The sequence below is a fragment of the Variovorax sp. M-6 genome, assembly GCF_052114385.1.
Taxonomy (GTDB): Bacteria; Pseudomonadota; Gammaproteobacteria; order Burkholderiales; family Burkholderiaceae_C; genus Variovorax.
Genome location: NZ_JBFREQ010000008.1, coordinates 127,602 through 149,177, shown reverse-complemented (window position 1 = coordinate 149,177; position 21,576 = coordinate 127,602). Strand labels below are relative to the sequence as shown.

General features: G+C 69.5%; 17 protein-coding genes. 4 read left to right on the top strand and 13 right to left on the bottom strand.

Annotation, left to right across the window (positions count from 1 at the left end; translation table 11 throughout):
- The first annotated feature begins 163 nt into the window (after positions 1 to 163).
- Positions 164 to 2,518 (top strand): hypothetical protein, encoded by a 2,355-nt coding sequence (locus tag AB4Z46_RS11815; RefSeq protein WP_442283680.1) that lies wholly within the window; start codon positions 164 to 166, stop codon positions 2,516 to 2,518.
- Between the two features lie 58 nt (positions 2,519 to 2,576).
- Here the strand turns inward: AB4Z46_RS11815 and AB4Z46_RS11810 are convergent, their stop codons facing one another.
- The 7 genes from AB4Z46_RS11810 to AB4Z46_RS11780 all read right to left on the bottom strand — a co-directional run bounded on the left by AB4Z46_RS11810 (position 2,577) and on the right by AB4Z46_RS11780 (position 7,561).
- Entirely contained in the window at positions 2,577 to 2,885 is a 309-nt protein-coding gene (locus AB4Z46_RS11810) for a cell envelope biogenesis protein TolA (RefSeq protein WP_442283679.1), read from the bottom strand.
- 172 nt (positions 2,886 to 3,057) lie between these two features.
- Positions 3,058 to 3,804 (bottom strand): lysophospholipid acyltransferase family protein, encoded by a 747-nt coding sequence (locus AB4Z46_RS11805; protein ID WP_442283769.1) that lies wholly within the window; start codon positions 3,802 to 3,804, stop codon positions 3,058 to 3,060.
- The gene (locus AB4Z46_RS11800; RefSeq protein WP_442283678.1) at positions 3,801 to 5,075 is read right to left on the bottom strand and encodes a dihydroorotase; all 1,275 of its coding nucleotides are present in this window, start codon (positions 5,073 to 5,075) and stop codon (positions 3,801 to 3,803) included. The genes AB4Z46_RS11805 and AB4Z46_RS11800 overlap by 4 nt, the downstream gene beginning before the upstream one ends.
- On the bottom strand, positions 5,072 to 6,034 hold the full coding sequence (locus AB4Z46_RS11795; protein ID WP_286525482.1) for an aspartate carbamoyltransferase catalytic subunit: 963 nt from the start codon (positions 6,032 to 6,034) through the stop codon (positions 5,072 to 5,074). The genes AB4Z46_RS11800 and AB4Z46_RS11795 overlap by 4 nt, the downstream gene beginning before the upstream one ends.
- Entirely contained in the window at positions 6,034 to 6,531 is a 498-nt protein-coding gene (gene pyrR, locus AB4Z46_RS11790; RefSeq protein ID WP_442283677.1) for a bifunctional pyr operon transcriptional regulator/uracil phosphoribosyltransferase PyrR, read from the bottom strand. The genes AB4Z46_RS11795 and pyrR overlap by 1 nt, the downstream gene beginning before the upstream one ends.
- A complete protein-coding gene (gene ruvX / locus AB4Z46_RS11785) occupies positions 6,528 to 6,950 on the bottom strand; it encodes a Holliday junction resolvase RuvX (protein ID WP_442283676.1) in 423 nt (140 codons plus the stop codon). The genes pyrR and ruvX overlap by 4 nt, the downstream gene beginning before the upstream one ends.
- 11 nt (positions 6,951 to 6,961) lie before the next feature.
- Positions 6,962 to 7,561 carry a YqgE/AlgH family protein gene (locus tag AB4Z46_RS11780; RefSeq protein WP_442283675.1) on the bottom strand — a complete coding sequence of 200 codons (600 nt, stop codon included), beginning with the start codon at positions 7,559 to 7,561 and terminating at the stop codon, positions 6,962 to 6,964.
- Between AB4Z46_RS11780 and AB4Z46_RS11775 the strand changes: the two genes are divergently transcribed.
- On the top strand, positions 7,560 to 9,065 hold the full coding sequence (locus AB4Z46_RS11775) for a cryptochrome/photolyase family protein (protein WP_442283674.1): 1,506 nt from the start codon (positions 7,560 to 7,562) through the stop codon (positions 9,063 to 9,065). The two genes, AB4Z46_RS11780 and AB4Z46_RS11775, sit on opposite strands and share 2 nt — an antisense overlap.
- 21 nt (positions 9,066 to 9,086) lie before the next feature.
- Here the strand turns inward: AB4Z46_RS11775 and AB4Z46_RS11770 are convergent, their stop codons facing one another.
- From AB4Z46_RS11770 to AB4Z46_RS11745, 6 genes are all read right to left on the bottom strand, one after another.
- Positions 9,087 to 15,113: an Hpt domain-containing protein gene (locus tag AB4Z46_RS11770; protein WP_442283673.1), complete on the bottom strand. Its 6,027-nt coding sequence runs from the start codon at positions 15,111 to 15,113 to the stop codon at positions 9,087 to 9,089.
- Positions 15,114 to 15,129: 16 nt separating this feature from the next.
- Entirely contained in the window at positions 15,130 to 17,208 is a 2,079-nt protein-coding gene (locus tag AB4Z46_RS11765; protein WP_442283768.1) for a methyl-accepting chemotaxis protein, read from the bottom strand.
- A gap of 280 nt (positions 17,209 to 17,488) precedes the next feature.
- On the bottom strand, positions 17,489 to 18,022 hold the full coding sequence (locus AB4Z46_RS11760) for a chemotaxis protein CheW (RefSeq protein ID WP_442283672.1): 534 nt from the start codon (positions 18,020 to 18,022) through the stop codon (positions 17,489 to 17,491).
- A gap of 19 nt (positions 18,023 to 18,041) precedes the next feature.
- Positions 18,042 to 18,407 (bottom strand): response regulator transcription factor, encoded by a 366-nt coding sequence (locus AB4Z46_RS11755; RefSeq protein ID WP_028249487.1) that lies wholly within the window; start codon positions 18,405 to 18,407, stop codon positions 18,042 to 18,044.
- Complete coding sequence (locus tag AB4Z46_RS11750) at positions 18,407 to 18,802, bottom strand: response regulator (protein ID WP_442283671.1); 396 nt, start codon at positions 18,800 to 18,802, stop codon at positions 18,407 to 18,409. The genes AB4Z46_RS11755 and AB4Z46_RS11750 overlap by 1 nt, the downstream gene beginning before the upstream one ends.
- 78 nt (positions 18,803 to 18,880) lie before the next feature.
- A complete protein-coding gene (locus AB4Z46_RS11745; protein WP_081781356.1) occupies positions 18,881 to 19,051 on the bottom strand; it encodes a rubredoxin in 171 nt (56 codons plus the stop codon).
- A 111-nt stretch (positions 19,052 to 19,162) separates the two neighbouring features.
- Between AB4Z46_RS11745 and thiD the strand changes: the two genes are divergently transcribed.
- The gene (thiD, locus tag AB4Z46_RS11740; protein WP_442283670.1) at positions 19,163 to 20,122 is read left to right on the top strand and encodes a bifunctional hydroxymethylpyrimidine kinase/phosphomethylpyrimidine kinase; all 960 of its coding nucleotides are present in this window, start codon (positions 19,163 to 19,165) and stop codon (positions 20,120 to 20,122) included.
- Between the two features lie 167 nt (positions 20,123 to 20,289).
- Positions 20,290 to 21,576, top strand: a complete 1,287-nt coding sequence (hemL, locus tag AB4Z46_RS11735; protein ID WP_442283669.1) for a glutamate-1-semialdehyde 2,1-aminomutase — start codon at positions 20,290 to 20,292, stop codon at positions 21,574 to 21,576.

Below are 21,576 nucleotides of genomic sequence, written 5' to 3'. Positions count from 1 at the left end.
CCGATCCGCATCAGACCGCCGGTCGGCAAGAGAGCTGGAAGAACTGACCGACGGGGACAGGCGGGCGAGGCGCCGAAGTGCTGCGGAATGACACGAGATACATTACAGATTGAAACGAATAGTTACCTCTTGACATCATAGTCGGCCGCGCGCCGTCCCTCCCATGAACACCGTTGCAGACAGCGCGCCAAGCCCCGCGCATCACCAGGAAGACATCGAGGAAGAACCGACCGAACAACCCCGGGCGCCCGCCGCACCCGCCGGCCGCGTCGCCGGGGTCGTCGGCCAGCACGTCGAGGCGGTCACGCGCTTTGGAAGCGACAGCGTTCGCGACGAGGTTCCGGAAACCTTCACGCGCATGGGCGGCCATCTGACACGGGTGCACGAGGTGACGATCGGCATCGAGACGGCCGAGTTCAGCGGCCGGCTGCACCAGGACGCGACGCCCTTGCCCTCCCACGCGCACCTGGTGGCGGGCTTGAAGACACTGCGAGACGAGGCCAGGACGGCGCTTCCGGCCCGGCTCGACCATTGGGCGGCCCTCGACGCGGTGGAATACCGTCGCCTGCTGCCCGTCAACGGCCTGCTGCGCGGCTTCGGCAAATTGCTGGGCTACGAGTTCGTCTGCGGTGCCTGCGGCGGGTATGGCCGGCTGTCGTGCTCGGCCTGCTCCGGCGACGGCAAGCAAGCCTGCCACGGCTGCGGCGCGCGGGGAAAGATCAGCTGCTACAGCTGTCAGGGCACGCGGCGCAGGGATTGCACCTCCTGCCAGGGCCGGGGCAGCCAGATCGAGCACTATTCGACCCAGACCTGGGACCCGGTTCGCAGCGCGTACTCCACCGAGAACAAGACGCGCTGGATCAACTGCTACAGCTGCTCCGGCGGCAAGGTCCAATGCACCGCCTGCGACTACGCCGGCGAGATCAACTGCGGCTCCTGCGCAGGCCGGGGTCACAACGACTGCATGACCTGCGGCGCGACCGGCAAGGTCAATTGCGGCAGCTGCGCCGCCACCGGCTGGTGCCATTGCGTCGGGCACCTGACCTGCAAGGTGCAAGGGAGCGAATCGCTGGCGCTGGAGCATCCCGACAGCGAGGCCAAGGCATTGGTTCGGCTGCGCATCGACGCCGCGCGCCTGCCGGACTACGGAGCGCTGGACGCGGTCGCTCACCGGCGGCTCGACGGCACCTCCGTGCGCAGCGACTACCGCCTGCACATCGACGTCGCCAGCGCGCGCCTGCTGGCCGGAGGCCAGAGCTTCGCCGTCCTCGCCTTCGGCAAGACGCTGCAGGTGTTCGACTTCCGCAATGTCGCCGGCCACCTGCTGCTGGGCGACCTGGAGCGACTGGAGCAGGCGGTGAACGAGGCGTCGCGCTGGAAACGCACGCACGAAGACGATCTGCTGGACACCACCGGCCTCTTCGTCGAGTCGGAACTCAATCTGGTCATTGCCGAGGCAGCATCCCAGGCCAGCGGACTGGAGGCAACCAACCAGGCGGTACAGGCGCGCTTTCAGGGCCTGGTGGACGCCGACTACGTGAACCGCGCCTCGGCTGCGTTCCATGGCGCCGTGGGCAAGCTTTTCGCCGCGCAGATGTTCGAGCCGGGCCTCTACTGCATCGGCCTGGTGGTGCTGGCGGCCTGCGCGATGGTGTTCGCGCGCTGGCCGGTCGGCTGGCCGCCGGCCTGGACCGCCTTGGGGGGCGGCGTGCTCGTGTGGGCGGCGGTCGAGATCAGGGTGCGCAGGCAACTGCGCCAGCGCTTTCCCGCCGAGATCGGGCAGCGCATGACGGCGCAGATCGACAAGTCCCGGTTTTCCTGGCGAGTGCGCGCGCTGGCGATGGCGGTCGCGGCTGCGCTCACGTTCGGTGCGCTGTGGGGTGTCGACAAGCTGCCGGTCGCCCGTGGCATGCCCTCCGATTCGGCCTTCAAGGCCGAGCTGAATGCCTGGCGCTCGGACCCGATGCCCGACCTCTCCTTGCGCAAGTACCCCGAGATGGCCCGCCTGAGCCGCGAGGCCGCGGCCGGCAATGTCGAGGCGCGGATCGTGCTCGGTTGGCGCCTGGTGCTGGGAGCGAACGGCGTCGCGAAGGACATTCCTGCGGCCGTGCAGCTCTTCGAGCAGGCCGCCGTCATGCGCCCCCAGGATCCCCTGGTACGCGTCGGCCGTGTGGTCGCGCTGATGAACACCGATGCGATGCCCCAGGCCCTGCGAGAAGGTGGCGGCGAACTGGCCCGGATCGAACTGCCCGAAGCAGGCTACTGGCTGGCCCGCCTCAACCTGGCGCCGCAGAGCCCGCTGTTCGATCTGGAAGGCGGGATCCGGCGGCTTCGCAATGCCGCGGATCGGGGCCACGCATCGGCCGCTTTCGCGCTCGGCAAGCGGTACCTGAGCGGCGACGGAGTGCCTCGCGACGCATCCCGCGCGAAGCACTACCTGGGCGCGGCGGCAACCGCCGGCGCGCCGGAGGCTCGCAAGGCGCTGACCGCGCTGCAAGCCGCTTCCGCCAGGAGCTAGCCCCAGGACGTCGTCGGCGCATCCGGCATCACGCCGCGCTCCGGCGGCAGGTCGCGGATCAGTTCGGCGTGCCGCCCTGCGGATTCACCTTGCGATTCGGATGCTTGGCATTGCGGGTCGCTTCCCGCTTCTGCCCGGCTGCGGCGGCCTTGCCCGTGCCGATCGCGCCGCCCTCTGGCGTGTTCAGAGTGTCACCACCCACGGCCTTGACCTTGCCCTGCGGCCGAGCGTCGACCCTGGCTTCGGCACGCTCCTGCGGCTTGCTGTTCATGATGGGAGAGCTTTCCGACGAGGCGCCCTTGGGGGCTTGCGCGAAGGCGCTCGCGGCGAACAGACCGGCAATCATGATGGCGAGAGTTTTGCTCATGGGGTTCCTCAGAGAGTTTTTCGGGTGAACGCCTCCTGCATGGGGCAGGAAGACCAGCGGCAGCATAAAGCGATGATCGCCCGCTGGATATAAGCATTTGGTGCAATGCGCCCTGGAGTCCGCCTCGAGGGGCTCCCGCAGGAGGCCGAACTTCTTAATTGTTGGCGAGGCGCTACTTGAGCTCGCGGCGCAGCGCCTGGACGTCGACATGCAGGGTCTTCGCCCAGACGCGGCGATCGCGGCCCAGCGACGACTGGGGCTCGCCGAATCGCACGATCGCCAGCAGCGGCGGCGCCTTCAGCGTGGCCCACAGCGAGCTCAGCAGGTTGTCGTCGCCGATGTAGCGCGGCGCATGGCTGGTGTCGCCGCTGGCCGCATCGGCAAAGCGCAGCGCGGCCGGCTGCACTGGCGCGCCGGCCGAGATCGCCGCTTGCAGCAGGTTGGCGTGGAAGGGCAACAGGCCGTCGCCGTCGCTGGTGGTGCCCTCGGGGAAGACGGCAATCACATCGCCCGCGCGCAGCGCCTCGGTCATGTGATGCACCACGCGCACCGCGTCGCGGCGGCGCTCGCGTTCGATGTAGAGCGTGCCGGCGCCGGTCGACAGGGTGCCGATCAGCGGCCAGTGGCCCACCCCTGCCTTGGAAACGAAACGCACATGCCGTGCCGCATGGATGGCCAGGATGTCCAGCCAGGACAGATGGTTCGACACCACCAGCACCGGCCCCTGCGCGGGCGGGGTGCCCAGCACCGTGAGACGGATGCCCATCAGGTTCAGCATGCGCTCGGCCCATTGCTGGACACGCTGCTCGCGCTCGGCGGGCGAGAGCCGGGGGAACCGGGTCCGGATGGTCCACCAGCCGGCCAATGCGTGCGCGACCGCGCGCAGCAGCTTCCAGCTGGCGGACAGGGCGTGCATCAGCCGTGCACCACCCGCCCGCCCACGAGCGTGAAACGGGCCCGTCCGCGCATCGCGTAGTCGCCGAAGGGCGTGTGCTTGCCCTGGCTTTTCAGCGTCTCGGGCCGCACCAGCCATTCGTGCGCCGGGTCGACCACGCAGAGGTCGGCCGCGCCGCCCACGGCCAGCCGGCCCACGCCTTCGGCGTTCAGCAGCCGCGCCGGCGCGGCGCTCACGACCTCGATCGCTCGCCGCAGGCCGGCGCCGCTCTGCTCGCCCCACTGCAGCGCCAGCGGCAGCAGCAGCTCGAGACCGGTCGCGCCGGGCTCGCTTTCGGCGAAGGGCAGGGTCTTGGCATCGGCTTCCACCGGCGTGTGGTCGGACACCAGCGCGTCGATGGTGCCGTCGGCCAGCCCGGCCGACAGCGCATCGCGGTCGCGCTGCTGGCGCAGCGGCGGGTTGAGGCGCGCGCGGCTGTCGAAGAAGCCGATGTCGGTGTCGGCCAGGTGCAGCGAATTGATGCTGACGTCGCAGCTGATCGGCAGGCCCTCGGCCTTGGCCGCGCGCACCTGCGCGACCCCGGCCGCGCTCGACAGGCGGCACAGGTGCACCCGTGCGCCGGTGCTGCGCATCAGTTCGACGATGGTGAAGATGGCGATGGTCTCGGCCGCGACCGACACGCCCGACAGCCCGAGACGCGTCGCCAGCGGCCCGCTGGCGGCGACGCCGCGGCCGAGGTCGCGCTCCTGCGGCCGCAGCCACACCGTGTAGCCGAAGGTGCTCGCGTATTGCAGCGCACGCTGCAGCACTTGCGTGTTGCCCAGCGGCACCTCGGCCTGGCCGAAGCCGATGCAGCCGGCCTCGGTCAGCTCGGCCATCTCGGTCAGCACCTCGCCGGCCAGGCCGCGGGTCAGCGCACCGAGCGGGAACAGCCGCGCGCGCTGCATCTTCTCGGCCCGGAACTTGAGCATCTCGACCAGGCCCGGCTCGTCGAGCACCGGGTCGGTGTCGGGCGGGCAGACCAGGCTGGTGACGCCGCCGGCCACCGCCGCGCCCATCTCGCTTTCGAGCATGCCCTCGTGCTCGTAGCCGGGTTCGCGCAGCCGCGCGGCCAGGTCGACCAGGCCGGGGACGACGAGGCAGCCCTGGGCGTCGAGCGTGCGCTCGGGCCGGAAGTCGGGCGAGACATCGCCGATGGCCTGCACGACGCCGTCGGCGATCGCGATGTCGGCTTGCCGGTCGAGGCCCGAGGCAGGATCGACGACCCGCCCGTTGACGATCAGGATCTTGCTCATGCTTCGTTTCCTGCGACGATGCTCATCACGGCCATCCTGACCGCGATGCCGAAAGTGACCTGCGGCAGGATCACGCTCTGCCGGCCGTCGACCACCGCCGAATCGATCTCGACGCCGCGGTTGATCGGCCCCGGGTGCATCACGATCGCATCCGGCTTGGCGAGCTGCAGCTTCTCGGGCGTGAGGCCGAAGGTCTTGAAGAATTCCTGCGACGAAGGCAGCAGCGCGCCGCTCATGCGCTCGTTCTGCAGCCGCAGCATGATGATCACGTCGCAGTCCTTGATCCCTTCCTCGAGCGTGTGGCACACGCGCACGCCCATCTGCGCCATGTCGGACGGCACCAGCGTCTTCGGGCCGACCACGCGCACTTCGGCGCAGCCCAGCGTGGTGAGCCCGTGGATGTCGGAGCGCGCCACGCGCGAATGCAGCACGTCGCCGACGATCGCCACCGTGAGGTTCGCGAAGTCCTTCTTGTAGTGGCGGATCGTGTACATGTCGAGCAGGCCCTGCGTCGGGTGCGCATGCCGCCCGTCGCCCGCGTTCACCACGTGCACGTGCGGCGCCACGTGCTGGGCGATCAGGTAGGGCGCCCCCGACTCGCTGTGGCGCACCACGAACAGGTCGGCCGCCATCGCGCTGAGGTTGGCGATGGTGTCGAGCAGCGATTCGCCCTTGGTGGCGGAGGAGCGCGCGATGTCCAGGTTGATCACGTCGGCCGACAGCCGCTTGGCCGCGATCTCGAAGGTGGTGCGGGTGCGCGTCGAGTTCTCGAAGAACAGGTTGAACACGCTCTTGCCGCGCAGGAGCGGCACCTTCTTGACCTCGCGGTCGCTGACGCTGGTGAAGTTGGCCGCGGTGTCGAGGATGTGGGTGACGATGTCCTTGGGCAGGCCCTCGATCGACAGCAGGTGGATCAGCTCGCCGTTCTTGTTGAGCTGGGGGTTGCGCTTGTACAACATCAGGTGTTTTCCTCCACCTTGAAGCTGAAGGCGCCGGCATCGCTGCGCGCCAGCGCGAGCAGTTGGGTGGCCGGCAGATCGAGGCGCTGCGCCGCGAAGTCGGCCGCCACCGGCAGCTCGCGGCCGCCGCGGTCGATCAGCACCGCCAGCCGCACGCAGGCCGGGCGGCCGAAGTCGAACAGCTCGTTGAGCACCGCCCGGATGGTGCGGCCGGTGTAGAGCACGTCGTCGAGCAGCAGCACGTCGGCGCCGTTGACGTCGAAGGGCAGCGTGGTCTGGGCGCTGGCGGCGAGGCCGCGGCGGGCGAAATCGTCGCGGTGCATGGCCGAGGAGATGATGCCGGGCGCGCCGGGCAGGCCCAGGTCCTTCTGCAGCCGCTCGACCAGCCAGGCGCCACCCGAGGTGATGCCGACCAGGCGCGTGTCGGGACGCATGAGGGGTTTCACGCCGCGCAGCAGCTCGACATAGAGCGCTTCGGCGTCGGGGATTGCGTTCACGGGAGACTCCTCAGGAACTGTTCAAGGATGATGCAGGCCGACGCGGCATCGGCGTCGCGCGCGCCGCCGGCCAGCGCCTCGGTGGTGCTGTAGCGCTCGTCGACCTCGTACACCGGCAGCTGGAAACGACCATGGAGCTGCCGGGCGAAGCGCTGGGCGGCGCGGGTGTTGTCGTGCGGCGCGCCGTCGGGGTGGTAAGGCACGCCGACCACCAGCGCGTCGGGCTGCCATTCGCGGATCCGGGCCTCGACCTGGGCGAAGCGGGCATTGCCCTCGGCCTTGATGGTGGCCTGCGGCGTGGCGCTACGCAGCAGCCGGTTGCCGCTGGCGACGCCGGTGCGCTTCTGGCCATAGTCGAAGGCCAGGAAGCTTTGGAAATGGGAGGGGACGGACGGGGCAGGGACAGCGCGGTCAGGCATCGCCGGAACGCTCATGCGTGCCCCGCTTCGGGCGACAGCGTCCAGGCCTCCAGGCCCAGCAGCGACAGGGCCTTGTCGTAGCGCTGCTCGACCGGGGTGTCGAAGATCACGGCCGGGTCGGCGCCCACCGTGAGCCAGCTGTTCTCGGCCAGCTCGGATTCGAGCTGGCCCTCGCCCCAGGCCGCGTAGCCGAGCGAGACCAGCACCTTGCGCGGTCCGGCGCCGGTGGCCATCGCTTCCAGCACGTCCTTGGAAGTGGTCATTTCGAGGCCGCCCGGGATGGTCATGGTCGAGGCATAGACCGACTCGTTGGGCTTGTCGGCGTCCGCGAACACCGGCTCGTGCAGCACGAAGCCGCGCTCGGTCTGCACCGGGCCGCCCTGGTACACGGGCGCATTGCCGAGCTCAGGGCGCGACAGGTGCAGTTCGATCTTCTCGAACAGCACCTTGAGGTTGATGTCGCTGGGCTTGTTGATCACCAGGCCCAGGGCGCCGCGCTCGCTGTGCTCGCACAGGTAGACCACGCTGCGGTTGAATGCCTTGTCTTCCAGACCCGGCATCGCGATCAGGAAATGATGCGTGAGGTTCATGGGGGCAGAATCGAAGGCCATGCCGCCGATTTTACTGGCCGTCGACAAAATCTATCCCAGGGGCCTGATGTGGTTTAGGCGCGACCTGCGCGTGGACGACAACGCGGCGCTCTACCAGGCCCTGCGAGCCTGCCGGCAGGTGGTCTGCGTGTTCGTCTTCGACCGCGCGATCCTCGATCCCCTGCCCCGCCGCGACCGGCGGGTGGAGTTCATCCGCGAGTCCCTGGTGGAGCTGCAGGCGGAGCTCGAGGCGCTGGGCGGCGGGCTGATCGTGCGCCACGCGGCGGCCGAGGACGAGATCGCGCAACTGGCGCGCACCCTGGAAGCGCAGGCGGTGTTCGCGAACCGCGACGACGAACCCGGCGCACTCGACCGCGACGCCAGGGTGCTGGGCGCGCTGGCCAATGCCGGCGTGGCCTTCCACACCTGCAAGGACCAGGCCATCTTCGAGCGCGACGAGGTGCTGACGCAGACCGGGCAGCCCTACACCGTCTTCACACCCTACAAGCGTGCCTGGCTGGCCAAGGTCGACGCCTTCTATCTCAAGCCGTATCCGGTGCGCAGCCATGCCGAGGCGCTGGCGCCGCCGCCCGACACGCTGCGCGCGCCGGTGCCCGCGCTGGCCGAGCTGGGCTTCGAGAAGACCAACCTGTCCGGGCTCGAGATCCCGACCGGCAGCCAGGGCGCCGCCGCGCTGCTGGGCGACTTCCTGCAGCGCATCGACCGCTACGACACGGCGCGCGACTTCCCCTCGGTGCGCGGCCCGAGCTACCTCGGCGTCCACCTGCGCTTCGGCACCGTCTCGATCCGCCAGCTCGCGGGCCTGGCGTACCCGCTCTCGCAGCAGGGCAGCGGCGGCGCGGCGACCTGGCTCAGCGAGCTGATCTGGCGCGACTTCTACTTCCAGATCCTGGCCCACCACCCGCACGTGGCCGAAGGCGGCGAATCGCGCAGCTTCCGGCCCGAGTACGACAGGATCCAGTGGCACCACGGCAAGCACGCCGACCAGCTGTTCGACGCCTGGTGCCAGGGCCGCACCGGCTATCCGCTGGTCGACGCCGCGATGGCGCAGATCAACCAGACCGGCTACATGCACAACCGGCTGCGCATGGTGGTCGCGAGCTTTCTCTGCAAGGACCTGGGGCTGGATTGGCGGCGCGGCGAGCGCTACTTCGCCCTGCACCTGAACGACTTCGAGCTGGCCTCGAACAACGGCGGCTGGCAGTGGGCGAGTTCGAGCGGCTGCGACGCCCAGCCCTATTTCCGGATCTTCAACCCGGTCACCCAGAGCGAACGCTTCGACCCCGAGGGCAAGTTCATCCGCCGCTATGTGCCGCAGCTCGCCAAACTGTCGGACGGCGCGATCCATGCACCCTGGACCGCCAAGCCGGTCGAACTGCTGGCGGCGGGCGTCGAACTCGGCGTGAATTACCCGAAGCCGGTCGTCGACCACGCCGAGGCGCGCGAGCGCACGCTGCAGCGCTATGGGGTGGTCAGGCAGCAGGAGCCGCGCCCGAAACGCTGACGCCCCGCCCTGCCCCGTCGCTCAGGCCGCCAGCACCTGCGGCAGATCGACCCCTGTATAGCTGCGCACCAGCCGCAGCAGTTCGTCTTCCGAATATGGCTTGCCGAGGTAGTGATTGACGCCCAGCGCGCGCGCGTGGTCGTGGTGCTTCTCGGCGATCCGCGAGGTGATCATGATGATCGGCAGGTCGGCCAGCGACTGGTCGGCGCGGATGTTGCGCGCCAGGTCGAAGCCGTCCATGCGCGGCATCTCGATGTCTGACAGCACGACCGCCGGCCGCTCCTGCTGCAGCCGCTCGAGCGCCTGCAGGCCGTCGGCCGCCAGCGCCACCCGGTAGCCTTCGCGCTGCAGCAGGCGCTGCGTGACGCGCCGCACCGTGATCGAATCGTCCACCACCAGCACCAGGGGAACCTGCGGCGCCACCGGCGACTGCGAGGCCGCGGGCTGCGCGCCACGCGCCGCGGGCTGGCGGCGCGCGGCGGCCTGGAACTCGCGCGCCTGCTCGCCGTGCACCGCGGCCAGGGCCACGGGGTTGTAGATCAGCGCCACCGCGCCCGAGGCCAGCACCGAGATGGCAGCCATGCCGGGCAGTCGCGACAGCTGCGGCCCGAGGTTCTTGACCACCACTTCCTGGTTGCCCAGGACTTCGTCCACGTGCAGGGCGACGCGCTGGGCCGCGCTTCGCACGATGACGATCGTGTTGGCCTTGGACGGCGCGCGCTCGCTGCGCGCGGAGGACTGCAGCAGCGCCCCGGCCCAGTAGAACGGCACCTGCTCGCCGCCGAAGGAATAGCGCTGTTCGAGGTAGGCGGACTCGAGGTCCGAGGCGCTCGCGCGCAGCACCAGCTCGACCAGGTTGGAGGGGACGCCGACCGAGGTGCCGCCGGCACGCAGCATGACCACGTGCGTCACCGCGGTGGTCAGCGGCAGCACCAGCTTGAAGGTCGTGCCCTGGCCAGCCTGGCTGTGGGTCTCGATGCGGCCGCCGAGCGCGGCGACTTCGGCCCGCACCACGTCCATGCCGATGCCGCGGCCGGCCAGCTCGGACACCTGCTCGGCGGTCGAGAAGCCGGGCTGGAAGATCAACTCGGCCGCGTCCGCATCGCTGAGCGGCTGCCCTTCGGCGACCAGCCCGAGCGCGCGTGCGCGGGCCGCGATGCGCGCGTGGTCGAGGCCGGCGCCGTCGTCGCGGAAGCTCACCGAGACGTCGTTGCCTTCATGGTGCAGTTCGATGACGATCAGGCCGCTGGCGTCCTTGCCGGCTTTCTCGCGCGCCGCCGCGTCCTCGATGCCGTGCGCCACGCAATTGCGCAGCAGGTGCTCGAAGGCGGGCGTCATGCGGTCCAGCACGCCGCGGTCCATTTCGATCGAGCCGCCGGTGATGTCCAGGCGCACCTGCTTGCCGGTGTCCTTGGAGGCCTGGCGCACCACTCGGTACAGCCGCTCGGAGATGCCCTCGAACTCCACCATGCGCGTGCGCAGCAGTCCGCGCTGAAGCTCGCGGGTCTGGCGCGCCTGCGCGCTCAGGTCGTCTTCCGTCGCCTGCACCGTCTTCTGGAGCGTGCGCTGCACGGTCGCCACGTCGTTGACCGACTCGGCCATCATGCGGGTCAGTTCCTGCACCCGCGTGAAGCGGTCGAACTCGAGCGGGTCGAAGCCCTTCTGCGAATCCTTGGCCTGGGCCAGGCGCGACTGCATCTGGCTCTCGGCCTGGACCTCGATGTCGCGCAGTTGCTGGCGCAGGCGATCCAGGTTGCCGGTCAGGTCGCCGAGCGAGCTGCGCAGCTGGCCCAGTTCGGCCTCGAGCCGCGAACGCGTGATGATGACCTCGCCGGCCTGCGCCACGAGGCGGTCGAGCAGGTGGGTGCGGATGCGCACCGCCTGGCTCGAGACCGCGCGCAGCGGCGTGAGGGCCGATGGCGATGGCATCGCCACCGTGCCGCGCTGGACGGCGGGCTCGGCGGCAGCCGCCGCCTCTGGCGGCGCATCGCGGACGTGCGCCGCAGCGGCCGACGCCGGTTCCGCGACCTTCGCAGGGGCCGGGGGCGCCACCGCGCGCTGCACCAGTTCGGTCTGGATCGCATCGTCGGCGGCGCGCAGCGCGTCAAAGGTCGCCTGCAGCGCATCGAAGCGCGCCAGCAGCCGTTCGATCGACGAACGCTCGGCGCCCGCGGCGCCGAGCGACTCGATCTCGGACTCCATCCGGTGCGCGCGCTCGCCCAGGCGCATCGCGCCGGCCAGCCGGGCGCTGCCCTTGAGGGTGTGCAGGGTGCGCAGCGTGGACGCACGCGGCGCGGTGTCTTCGGGACGCTGGGCCCACTCGCGCAGCGCGGCGCCGAGTTGCGGCAGCAACTCGGCGGCCTCTTCCTCGAAGATCGGGAACAGGTCGACGTCGACCGCATCGGCCACGTCGACGGCGTCCTCGGAGTCGTCGAGCGCCACGTCCGCCATGCCGTCGCGCACCAGGTGCGGATAGACAGTCCGCGCTTCGGCCGCTTCGACCGGCAGCACGGAAGCGGCGACTTCGCGCAGCGCCCGCAGCGTGCCTTCGGCCGGATCCTTGAGGACGCCGGCCGCGAACTGATGCAGCAGGCGCCGCAATTCCTCGGCCGCGCCGACCAGCACCGTGCCTTGCTGGGGCGTGCCTCGGCCCTGCATCTGCAGATGCTGCAGCGCAGCCTCGAGCAGGCGCGCCATGCCCGACAGGCTCTGGAATCCCACCGTCGCCGAACTGCCGGCCAGCGAATGCGCCAGCCCGATCGTCGAGTCGGACACCCGCTGGTGCGATTCGAGCGCCCATTCGCCGACCTCGGTGGCCAGTTGCCGCGACCATTCGTCGGCTTCGTTGAGATAGACGTTGTAGAGCGCAATCCCGATGCGCAGCGGCCCGATGACCTTGACCTGCTCCTCGGCGCTGGGCAGCGACGGGCGTTCGGGTTCGATCTCGGCCGGCGGCTCGGCCGCCGCCGATGGCGCGGCGGCTTCGGGCGGCACCTCTGCCTCGGCAGCCTCTGCCACCGGGGCCAGCGCCAGCGGCTCGACCACGGGTTCGGGCTCGACGCTGATGGCCGGCGGCGGCGGCTCGGCCTGCGCTTCGGGCTCCAGGCTCAAGGCGAAAGACAGCTCGGGCTCTGGCTCTGGCGCAGGGGCAAAGACCGTCGACTCGAAGCCCGTGGACGTCGCAGCTTCGGCTTCGGCTTCGGCTTCGGGATCCGGCTCCGGCCGCGGGCTTCTGGCGACGGGCTCGAGCGAGGTATGGACGGTCTCGAGGAAGTCGACCTCCTCGAGTTCGCCCAGGTCCGCCGGTGCTTCCGGCGTGGGGTCGCCTTCGAAGTCGAGAAAATCCGTCGAGACGAAATCGTCCGGGGTGGGCGGCGCCTCCTCGTCCCGGGAGGGCTCGTGCAGGCCCGGCCACACGATGGCGGCTTCAGCGGGCGGCGTTGCTGCGGCCGGCTCTGCGGTCGGCGGCACATCGAGTGCGATCGGCCCGAGGTCCAGATCGGGGAGGTCCAGATCGGGAAGCGCCGGCAACCCTTCGGGCCCGGCGGCGGGCGGCGCCTCGGCCTGCGATTCCGCGGCGATGTGACGGGCGGCCGCGACCAGCGCGCCGGCATCGGCCACGCGGGTGGGCACCACCAGCGGTTCCCCCGTTCGCAAGGCCTCGGCCATGCTGCGGAACGGCGCCGAGTGCCAGTCGTGCGGCTGGCCGCCGGCGATGGCTTCGACCCACTTCGCGAAATCGGTCAGCGCGCTGCGCGTGCCGGCGATCAGCTCCGGCGTGGCCGGGCGCTGGTCGGCCAGCCAGGTGTTGAGAACCTGCTCGAAGGACCAGGCGGCCTCGCCGAAATCCATCAGCCCGACCATGCGCGAGCTGCCCTTGAGCGTGTGGAAGGCGCGCCGCAGCACGGTCAGTTCGCCATCGTCGTCCGGACGGGCGCCGAGCGCCGACACCGCGGCCAGGCCGTTGTGCAGCACCTCGCGGGCCTCGTCGAGGAAGATGTTCTGGAGATCGTCCTCCTCGAGCTCGGTGACCTCGGTGTCGGGAAGCATGCCTTCCAGCGGCGCCGGTCCGGTGATCTTCGAGGTCCAGCTGGCGGTCGCGCGGCTGAACTCCTCGATCGGCGAAGGCGGCGGCTTGCGGCTGCCCGGCGCTGCGAGCGCCGCCAGCTTGGCCGCGATCTGTGCATCCACCTCCTCGACGCTGAGCACGGCTTCGGTCACGGCAACCGGACCGGATGCCGCGGCGAAGGACGCCGGCGCCGCCCCTTCCGGCGCCGCGCTTTCGGATCCCTGCCGCCCCATCAGCGGCTTGAGCTCGCCCAATTCGGCATCGAAGACGAACAGGCGCTTCGCCAGCGCCGGCTGGTAGCTCAGCATGTCGATCAGGAAGCCGAGCGCGCCCAGGTTGTTGCCGAGCGAATCGAAGGCTCGGATCTCGTCGGCCGGCGATTCTTCGGCCAGCAGCTGGTCGACGTTCTCGCGCATGCACTGCACGGTCTGCGCCGCCTGGTCGAGGCCGAGCACCGAGAACACGCCGCGCATCTGCAGCAGCTGGCTCGGCACGGTGCGCAGCAGGCCCTTTTCGGTCGGCCGGCGGAAGAACTGATCGAGCGACTTCTCGAGCTCGCTCAGGTGGCTGCGCAGCTCGCTGACCACGGTGCCCATGGTCTGGCGATCGCTGACGCGGCGGTAGAGTTCCTCCATCCAGGGCTCGAGCGGCTCCGAACGGCCGCCGTCGCGGGCCCGCTCGATGCGGCCCGCGAGTTGCACGGTGCGCGCCGTGAGCTGGCGGTCGTGCGGATCGAGGTCCTCGAAGGCGGCCTCGAGGTACAGCACCGAGGTCGCGACTTCCATCGCGAGCTCGGTCGCCGGCGGCTGGCCCGAACCCATCGAGGCCTCGACCGCATTGTTGAGCGCCTGCACCATCGGGGCGCTGGGCGGATGCAGCTTCTGCAGCGATTCACCGAGCTGCGCGAAGGTGTCGGCGACCTGCCGCGTGCGGCTGGTGTCGCCGCCCGACAGCGCCGACCACATCTCCTTCGCGGCCTCGATGCGCTTGCGCGCCTGGGCCAGCACCAGCGGGTCGAAGCGGCCGAACTGCTCGATCGTGTAGTCGACCGTCTGCTCGTTGGCAACGCCCCATGCGGCGCGCACGGCGCGCAAGGTGGCGGCCTCGTCGCGCGTGCCGGGCGCGGCCTGCGCGCAGAAGAACAGCAGGTCCTGGCCCAGGCGATCGGACACGGTGTTGTCGCCGCGTGCCAGGGTGGCGTATTGCAGCAGCACGCGCGAGGCGGCGCGCTTCACATGCGAGTCGGTGGGTATCAGCGCCAGCGCCAGGGCCTCGAAGAAGCCGGCGGCCAGGGTCCAGAAGCTCGCGACCCGCGGCATCGACGCGCCGCGCCCGAGCCCGAGGCACAGCGCCTGGAGCCGCCGGGCGGCGTGGTCGTCGCCGCTCTTGACGACCTTGAGTACCTCGCGGTCGAGCTTGGAGCGCACCGCCGGGTCGTAGACCAGCGCGGTCTGGGTCGGCGCCGGCTTGATCTCGACCCAGCGCCAGGTCATGCTCCAGAGGTCGGCCGGGTGCACCCGCTCGTTGCCGACCAGTTCGAGCACCTCGCGGTACTGCGGGAACAGCGCCACCGACGACACCACCTTGCCGGCGATCATCGCGTTGAGGAAATCGGCCACCGCGAAGCCCGCGCGATCGATCTTCTCGACCGCGCTCTCGGTGCAGCGCAGCGGCTCCGTGACGAAGCTCTGGACCGCGAACTCCATCGCGCCCAGCACCAGGGCCGGCGCCGTGTGGCCCACCATCTGGAGCGCACCGACGGACTGGTGCAGATGCTGGCGCGTCAGGCGCAGCGGCGCCGTGTCGATCTCCGCGCCCGGCGCGGCGGAGGCAGCCTCGCGGGCGAAGCGCCGCAGCGTCTTGCCGACTCCGTCGAGCGATTTCTGGATCTCTCCCAGGACCCAGGCCAGCGGCCCGAGATCCTCGGTGGCCGGCGCGTTGCCGGCGGTGTGGGCGACGGTGGGGCTTGGGGTCGACACGTTGGGCGCTCGGCGTTCAGGCAATCTTGAAACGAGACACGGACTGACGCAGTTCCTCCGCCATGTGCGAGAGCTCGCGAACCTGCTGCGCGGTGGTCCGCGTGCCCTCGCCGGTCTGCTCCGTCACGGCGAAGATGTGCTGGATGTTCGCGGCCACCACGTTGGCCGAATCGGCTTCGCGCGAAGCAGACTGCGAGATCTGCTCGATCAGCTCGGCCAGCCGGCGCGACACGCGGTCGATCTCCGACAGCGCGGTGCCGGCGTTGTCGGACAGCTTCGCGCCCTCCACCACACCCTGCGTGGAACGCTCCATGGCGCCCACCGCATCCTGGGTATCGGTCTGAATGGCCTTCACCAGCGCCGCGATCTGGCGCGTGGCGTCGGCCGAGCGTTCGGCCAGGCGCTGCACTTCTTCCGCCACCACCGAGAAGCCGCGACCGGCTTCGCCGGCAGACGCCGCCTGAATGGCGGCGTTGAGCGCCAGCACGTTGGTCTGTTCGGTAATGTCCGAGATCAGCTCGGTGATTTCGCCGATCTCCTGCGAGGATTCGCCCAGGCGCTTGATGCGCTTGGAGGTTTCCTGGATCTGGTCTCGGATCGAGTTCATGCCGCCGATCGCGTTCTGCACCGCCTGCAGGCCCGAGGAAGCGGCCTGCAGCGATTGCCGCGCCACCGTGGCCGATTCCTGCGCCTGCGAGGACACGCCGTTGATTCGCTCGGCCATCGTCAGCACCGACTGGCCGGTCTCGCGAATCTCGCGCAGCTGCTCGGTCGATGCGGCCAGCAGCTCGGTCGAGGTGCTTTCCACCTGCGAGGTGGTCTGCGCCACGCGGGTCGCCGTGTTCTGCACGTTGCCCACCAGCAGGCGAAGCTCTTCCACCGTGTAGTTCACCGAGTCGGCGATGGCGCCGGTGATGTCCTCGGTCACGGTGGCTTCCTGCGTCAGGTCGCCTTCGGCCACCGTCTGCAGTTCGTTCATCAAACGCAAAATGGCGGCCTGGTTGGCGGCGTTGACGCGGCTCGCGTCTTCGCTCACGCGCTCGGCCTCGACCCGATCGCGCTCCGCCGCGGCGGCACGCTCGCGGCCTTCGCGCACCTGCACGAAACCGATCGCGCCGGCCAGCGCCAGGGCGGCCAGCGACAGCACGAACAGCATCACCACCGTGCCGGCGCCGAGGCCGGTGCGGGCCGAGAGCTTTTCCTGCAGGTCGCCGAGCGCGGTGCGCAGCGGTTCGCTGTCGGCCAGGATGGCGGCCTGCGCCTCGCGCGCGGCGACCAGGCCTTGCAGGTTGCCCAGGATGGCGCCGGCTTGGGTGCGGGTCGATTCGTAGGTCTTCAGGATCGCTTCGAGCTGCTGGCGCGTCTGCGCGTCGCGCGTGCCCGGCAGGCGCTGCTGCGGGCTGCCGTCCAGCAGGCCGCGGGTGATTTCCTGGAAGCTGTTCAAGTCCTTGCCGAGCAGGAACACGGCGTCCGGGCTCACGCCTTCGACCGTCAGGAATTCATTGGCCGACTTGCCGATGCGCTGCGTCAGCATCACCAGCTGGCCGGCGGCGGAGATTTCCGGAATGGTCGCGTTCTGCTGCATCTTCAGGGAAGCCACGGTCTCGGTCATCTCGAGCAGGTCCGAGGACTGGCGATTGATGTCGCGCAGCGCGGTGCCGACCTGGGTCAGGATCTTCTGCTGGGCGAGCACGGCCTTGGCATTCTTGTCGGCGCGCTCGACCAGCGGGCCGATCTTGCCGAGCTCGGCGTCGTACTGGCTGCCCGCGCGCTCCAGCTTGAGGGCGTCGTCGCCGTTGGTCAGGCCCTGCACGCGGCGGGTCAGGTCGTCGGCGCTGTCACGCACCTCGGCAAAGGCGGCGACGTTGCCGACCAGCGCCTGCGACACCGACTTGGCGAGTCGCTGCGACTGCATCAGCGACTGGCCGGTGGCCGCCACCTGCTGCGCCAGCCGTTCGGCGCGCAGGATGGCGGAGCCGGCGACCAGCAGCAGCAGCAGCACCACGCCCGCCAGGGCCAGCGCGAGGATCCGCTGCTGGCGCGCCGGGCTGGATCGCCGCGATCGCCTCGATCGGGTCGCGACCGGCGGCGGCACGGCGCCGGAACCCTCGGCCGGCGGCGCCTCGTCCACGCTCTGCAGCACGGCATCGGCCGCCGTCGTGGGGGCCTCGGGCTCCGGCACGGCATCGCGCCGCACCGGTTCGGCCCTGTCGTCGCCCGTCTGCACGGTTTCGATGCTGTCCAGCGACAGGGTGGCCGTGCTGTCGGCGCCCACGGTGACGCTGTTGCCACCCTGGGGCAGGAGTTTCTTGAACTTGTCGGCGATCGAGCTCACGGTCGGTCCTTCAGGTTGTAGTCGGTGCTCGGCAGGCCGCTCAGGCGCCGATGCTCAAAAACTGGGGTTGCTGCGAAAGTGCCTGCAGGTTGATTTCCTGCCAGCGCCCTCCGGCGGCGTCGGTGTACGAGTGCCCGAACCAGGGCGGCGCGTCGCCCTGCGGCGCCTCCGAGGCCACGAAGGCCTCCACGCCGCGCAGTCCGACCAGGCGGTCGATCAGCAAGGCGCAGTTGACTTCCAGCATTTCATTGAGCGCCACCAGCCGCGACTGCGCGCGGGCCGCGTCGTTCACGACGGATGCCGTGGCCGCGCCGCCGGCGAAGCTCGACAGCTGGACCACGCCGTAGAGGCCGCCGCGCAGGTTGGCCACGCCCAGGAACCAGGGCGCGGTGTAGGGCACGGATTGCGGGGCCACCCAGGGAAAGATCTCGCCGGCGTGGCCGAGCGGGAACAGGTAGTTCGATTCGCCCGCCTCCACGGCGAGCCAGGATGCGGACACGTCCGAGGTGCGCGCCGCCTGCAGGCGGCTGGCGAGCCGGGACTGGAAAGCGCGGAGAGCGTCGCGGTTGGCCATGGACGGCGGCGGTGTGCGATCAGGCCAGGGCGCTGATCTTGGCCATCAGCTCGGCGGCGTTCACCGGCTTGACGATGTAGTCGCGGGCACCCTGGCGCATGCCCCACACGCGATCGGTTTCCTGGTTCTTGCTGGTGCACAGGATGATCGGCACGGCCGCGTACTGCGGGTTGCGGGCGATGGCGCGCGTGAGCTGGAAGCCGTTCTGCCCCGGCATCACGACGTCCATCAGGATCAGGTCGGGCTGCTCCTCCTCGAGCCGGCGCATCGCGTCATCCGCGTTCTCCGCCGTCTTGACCGAGAAGCCGTTCTTCTGGAGCAGGTCGGTCAGGAACACGAGTTCAGTCTTGGAATCGTCGACCACGAGCACTTTGCGAATCGCCATTACTGCGTTTCCTGGACGAGACCGAACTGCTGCACGGCGTGGAGCAGCTGGTCCTTGGTAAAGGGTTTGGTGAGGTAGTCCTGGGAGCCGACCATGCGGCCGCGCGCCTTGTCGAAGACGCCGTCCTTCGAGGACAGCATCACGACCGGGACATTGGAAAAGGTGGCATTGCGCTTGATGATGGCGCAGGTCTGATAGCCGTCGAGCCGCGGCATCAGGATGTCGCAGAAGATCAGATGGGGCTTGTGGTCGTTGACCTTGGACAGCGCATCGAAGCCGTCCTCGGCGAGCAGGACTTCATGGCCGCCCTGCTTCAGGAAGATCTCGGCGCTGCGCCGAATGGTGTTGCTGTCGTCGATGACGAGCACCTTGTAACCAGATCCATTCGCGCTCATTCGCACCGCTCCTCGTGTGACACCCGGGTGTAGCTGCGCCCCTCGGGGAGCGCAAGAAGCGCGGCCCTATGCCATGCTTCAGATCTCAACCATTTCGAAGTCTTCCTTGCGCGCCCCGCACTCCGGGCAGGTCCAGTTCATCGGAACATCCGCCCAGGCCGTACCGGCCGCAATACCATCCTCTGGCACGCCCACCGATTCGTCATAGATCCACCCACAAATCAGGCACATCCAGGTTTTCGTATTCATCGCAGCTTAAGGTCCCTGTTCATCAAATGCAACGATCGTATCCAAACGTATCAACTATTCACGTGACAAGCGTCTCAGATATGCCACCATCTGGTGAGCCCTGATTCGAGTATGAAAACTTACTTACTACCACCAGAGCACGATCGCAAAATCAGCGATCTTACCGACCCCTCGGACGAAGAGAGCGCGGCGGAAGCTGATTTGAATCCGCCCTGCGTGCTGGTCTTCAATGCGAGCGATCCGAGCGGCGCCGGCGGCCTGGGCGGCGACGCGCTCGCCATGGCCTCGGTCGGCGCCCACATGCTGGCGGTGGTCACCGGCGCCTATGCGCGCGACACGGCCGAAATCTTCGACCACTTCAGCTTCGATGAAGAGGCCGTCGCCGAGCAGGCGCGCTCGATCCTCGAGGACGTGGAGGTGCAGCTGATCAAGGTCGGCTTCGTCGGCTCGCCCGAGAACCTCAGCACGGTGGCCGAGACCGCGACCGACTATCCCGAAGTGCCCGTGGTGGCCTACATGCCGAACCTCTCGTGGTGGGAGGACAGCCAGATCGAGGCCTACCTCGACGCCTTTCGCGAGCTGGTGCTGCCGCAGACCACGGTGCTGGTGGGCAACCACAGCACGCTCTGGCGCTGGCTCCTGCCCGACTGGAGCGGCGAGCGGCCGCCGACGGCGCGCGACATCGCCAAGGCGGCGAGCGAGTACGGCGTGCCCTATACGCTGGTCACCGGGCTGGTGTTGCCCGACCAGTTCATCGACAACGTGCTGGCCTCGCCGCAGTCGGTGCTGGCGAGCGAGAAATACGAGCGGCTCGATGCGGTGTTCGCGGGCGCCGGCGACACCCTGTCGGCCGCGCTGTCGGCGCTGCTCGCGAGCGGCACCGATCTGGTCGCCGCCACCAGCGAGGCCCTGAGCTACATGGACCGCTGCCTCGACGCGGGCTTTCGCCCCGGCATGGGTCACGTGCTGCCCGATCGACTGTTCTGGGCCCAGCCCGAGGACGACGACGACAATGACGACCTCGCGTCCCCAACCGACTTCGCACTTCCCCCGCACGACACCAGGCATTAGCTATTGCTCGCCCCCAGGTTGTCCCGCACTTCGTGTCGGGACGCCCACCCCCTACCGGGGGCAACCCCAGTGGCCCGGCGAAGCCGGTTCCACGGTGTTTCACCAACGGGCCGGGCTGCGCCGGCCGCGCAAGAGCTGATTGCAGATGAACAATGAACGCAAACGCCATGAACGCACCTGACCAGAACGAGATCCTCTTCGAGCGCGCCCGCGCCGTCATCCCCGGAGGCGTGAATTCGCCGGTGCGGGCCTTCAAGGCAGTCGGCGGCACGCCGCGCTTCGTGAAGCGCGCGCAGGGCGCCTATTTCTGGGATGCCGACGACAAGCGCTACATCGACTACATCGGTTCCTGGGGGCCGATGATCCTCGGCCATGGCCACCCGGCGGTGGTCGAGGCCGTGCAGCGCGCCGTCACCGAAGGTTTCTCCTTCGGCGCCCCGACCGAGCGCGAGATCGAACTCGCCGAAGCCATCCTCGCGCTGGTGCCCTCGATGGAGATGGTGCGCCTCGTGAGCTCGGGCACCGAGGCCGCGATGAGCGCGCTGCGCCTGGCCCGTGGCGCCACCGGCCGCAAGTACATCATCAAGTTCGAGGGCTGCTACCACGGCCACGCCGACGCGCTGCTGGTCAAGGCCGGCTCGGGCCTTGCGACCTTCGGCAATCCGACCTCGGCCGGCGTGCCGCCCGAGGTGGTGCAGCACACGCTGGTGCTCGAGTACAACAATCTCGCGCAGCTCGAGGAGGCCTTCGCGCTGCACGGCCACGAGATCGCCTGCCTGATGATCGAGGCGATCGCCGGCAACATGAACTTCGTGCGCGCCAGCGCGGCCTTCGCCAAGCGCTGCCGCGAGCTGTGCACGCAGCACGGCGCGCTGCTGGTGTTCGACGAGGTGATGACCGGCTTCCGCGTCGGCCTGCGAGGCGCCCAGGGCGTGCTCGGCGTCACGCCCGACCTGACGGTGCTCGGCAAGGTGATCGGCGGCGGCATGCCGCTGGCGGCCTTCGGCGGGCCGCGCGCGATCATGGAGCAGCTCGCGCCGATGGGGCCGGTGTACCAGGCCGGCACGCTCTCGGGCAATCCGGTGGCGACCGCCTGCGGACTTGCGACCCTCCGCGAAATCGCTAAGCCCGGCTTCTACGAAGCCTTGTCGAAAAAGACGCGCTCGCTGGTCGAAGGCCTGAAGGCCGCGGCGGCCGCCGAGGGCGTGCCGTTCAGCGTCGACAGCGAAGGCGGAATGTTCGGCTTCTTCCTGCTCGACGCACTGCCGCAGAACTACACGGCCGTGATGAAGAGCGACGGCGCGAAGTTCAACCAGCTGTTCCACGGCCTGCTGGACCGCGGCGTCTACATCGCGCCGGCGCTGTACGAGGCGGGCTTCGTGAGCGCCGCGCACAGCGACGAGGACATCGCGGCCACGGTCGAAGCGGCGCGGCAGATCTTCGCCACGCTGTAG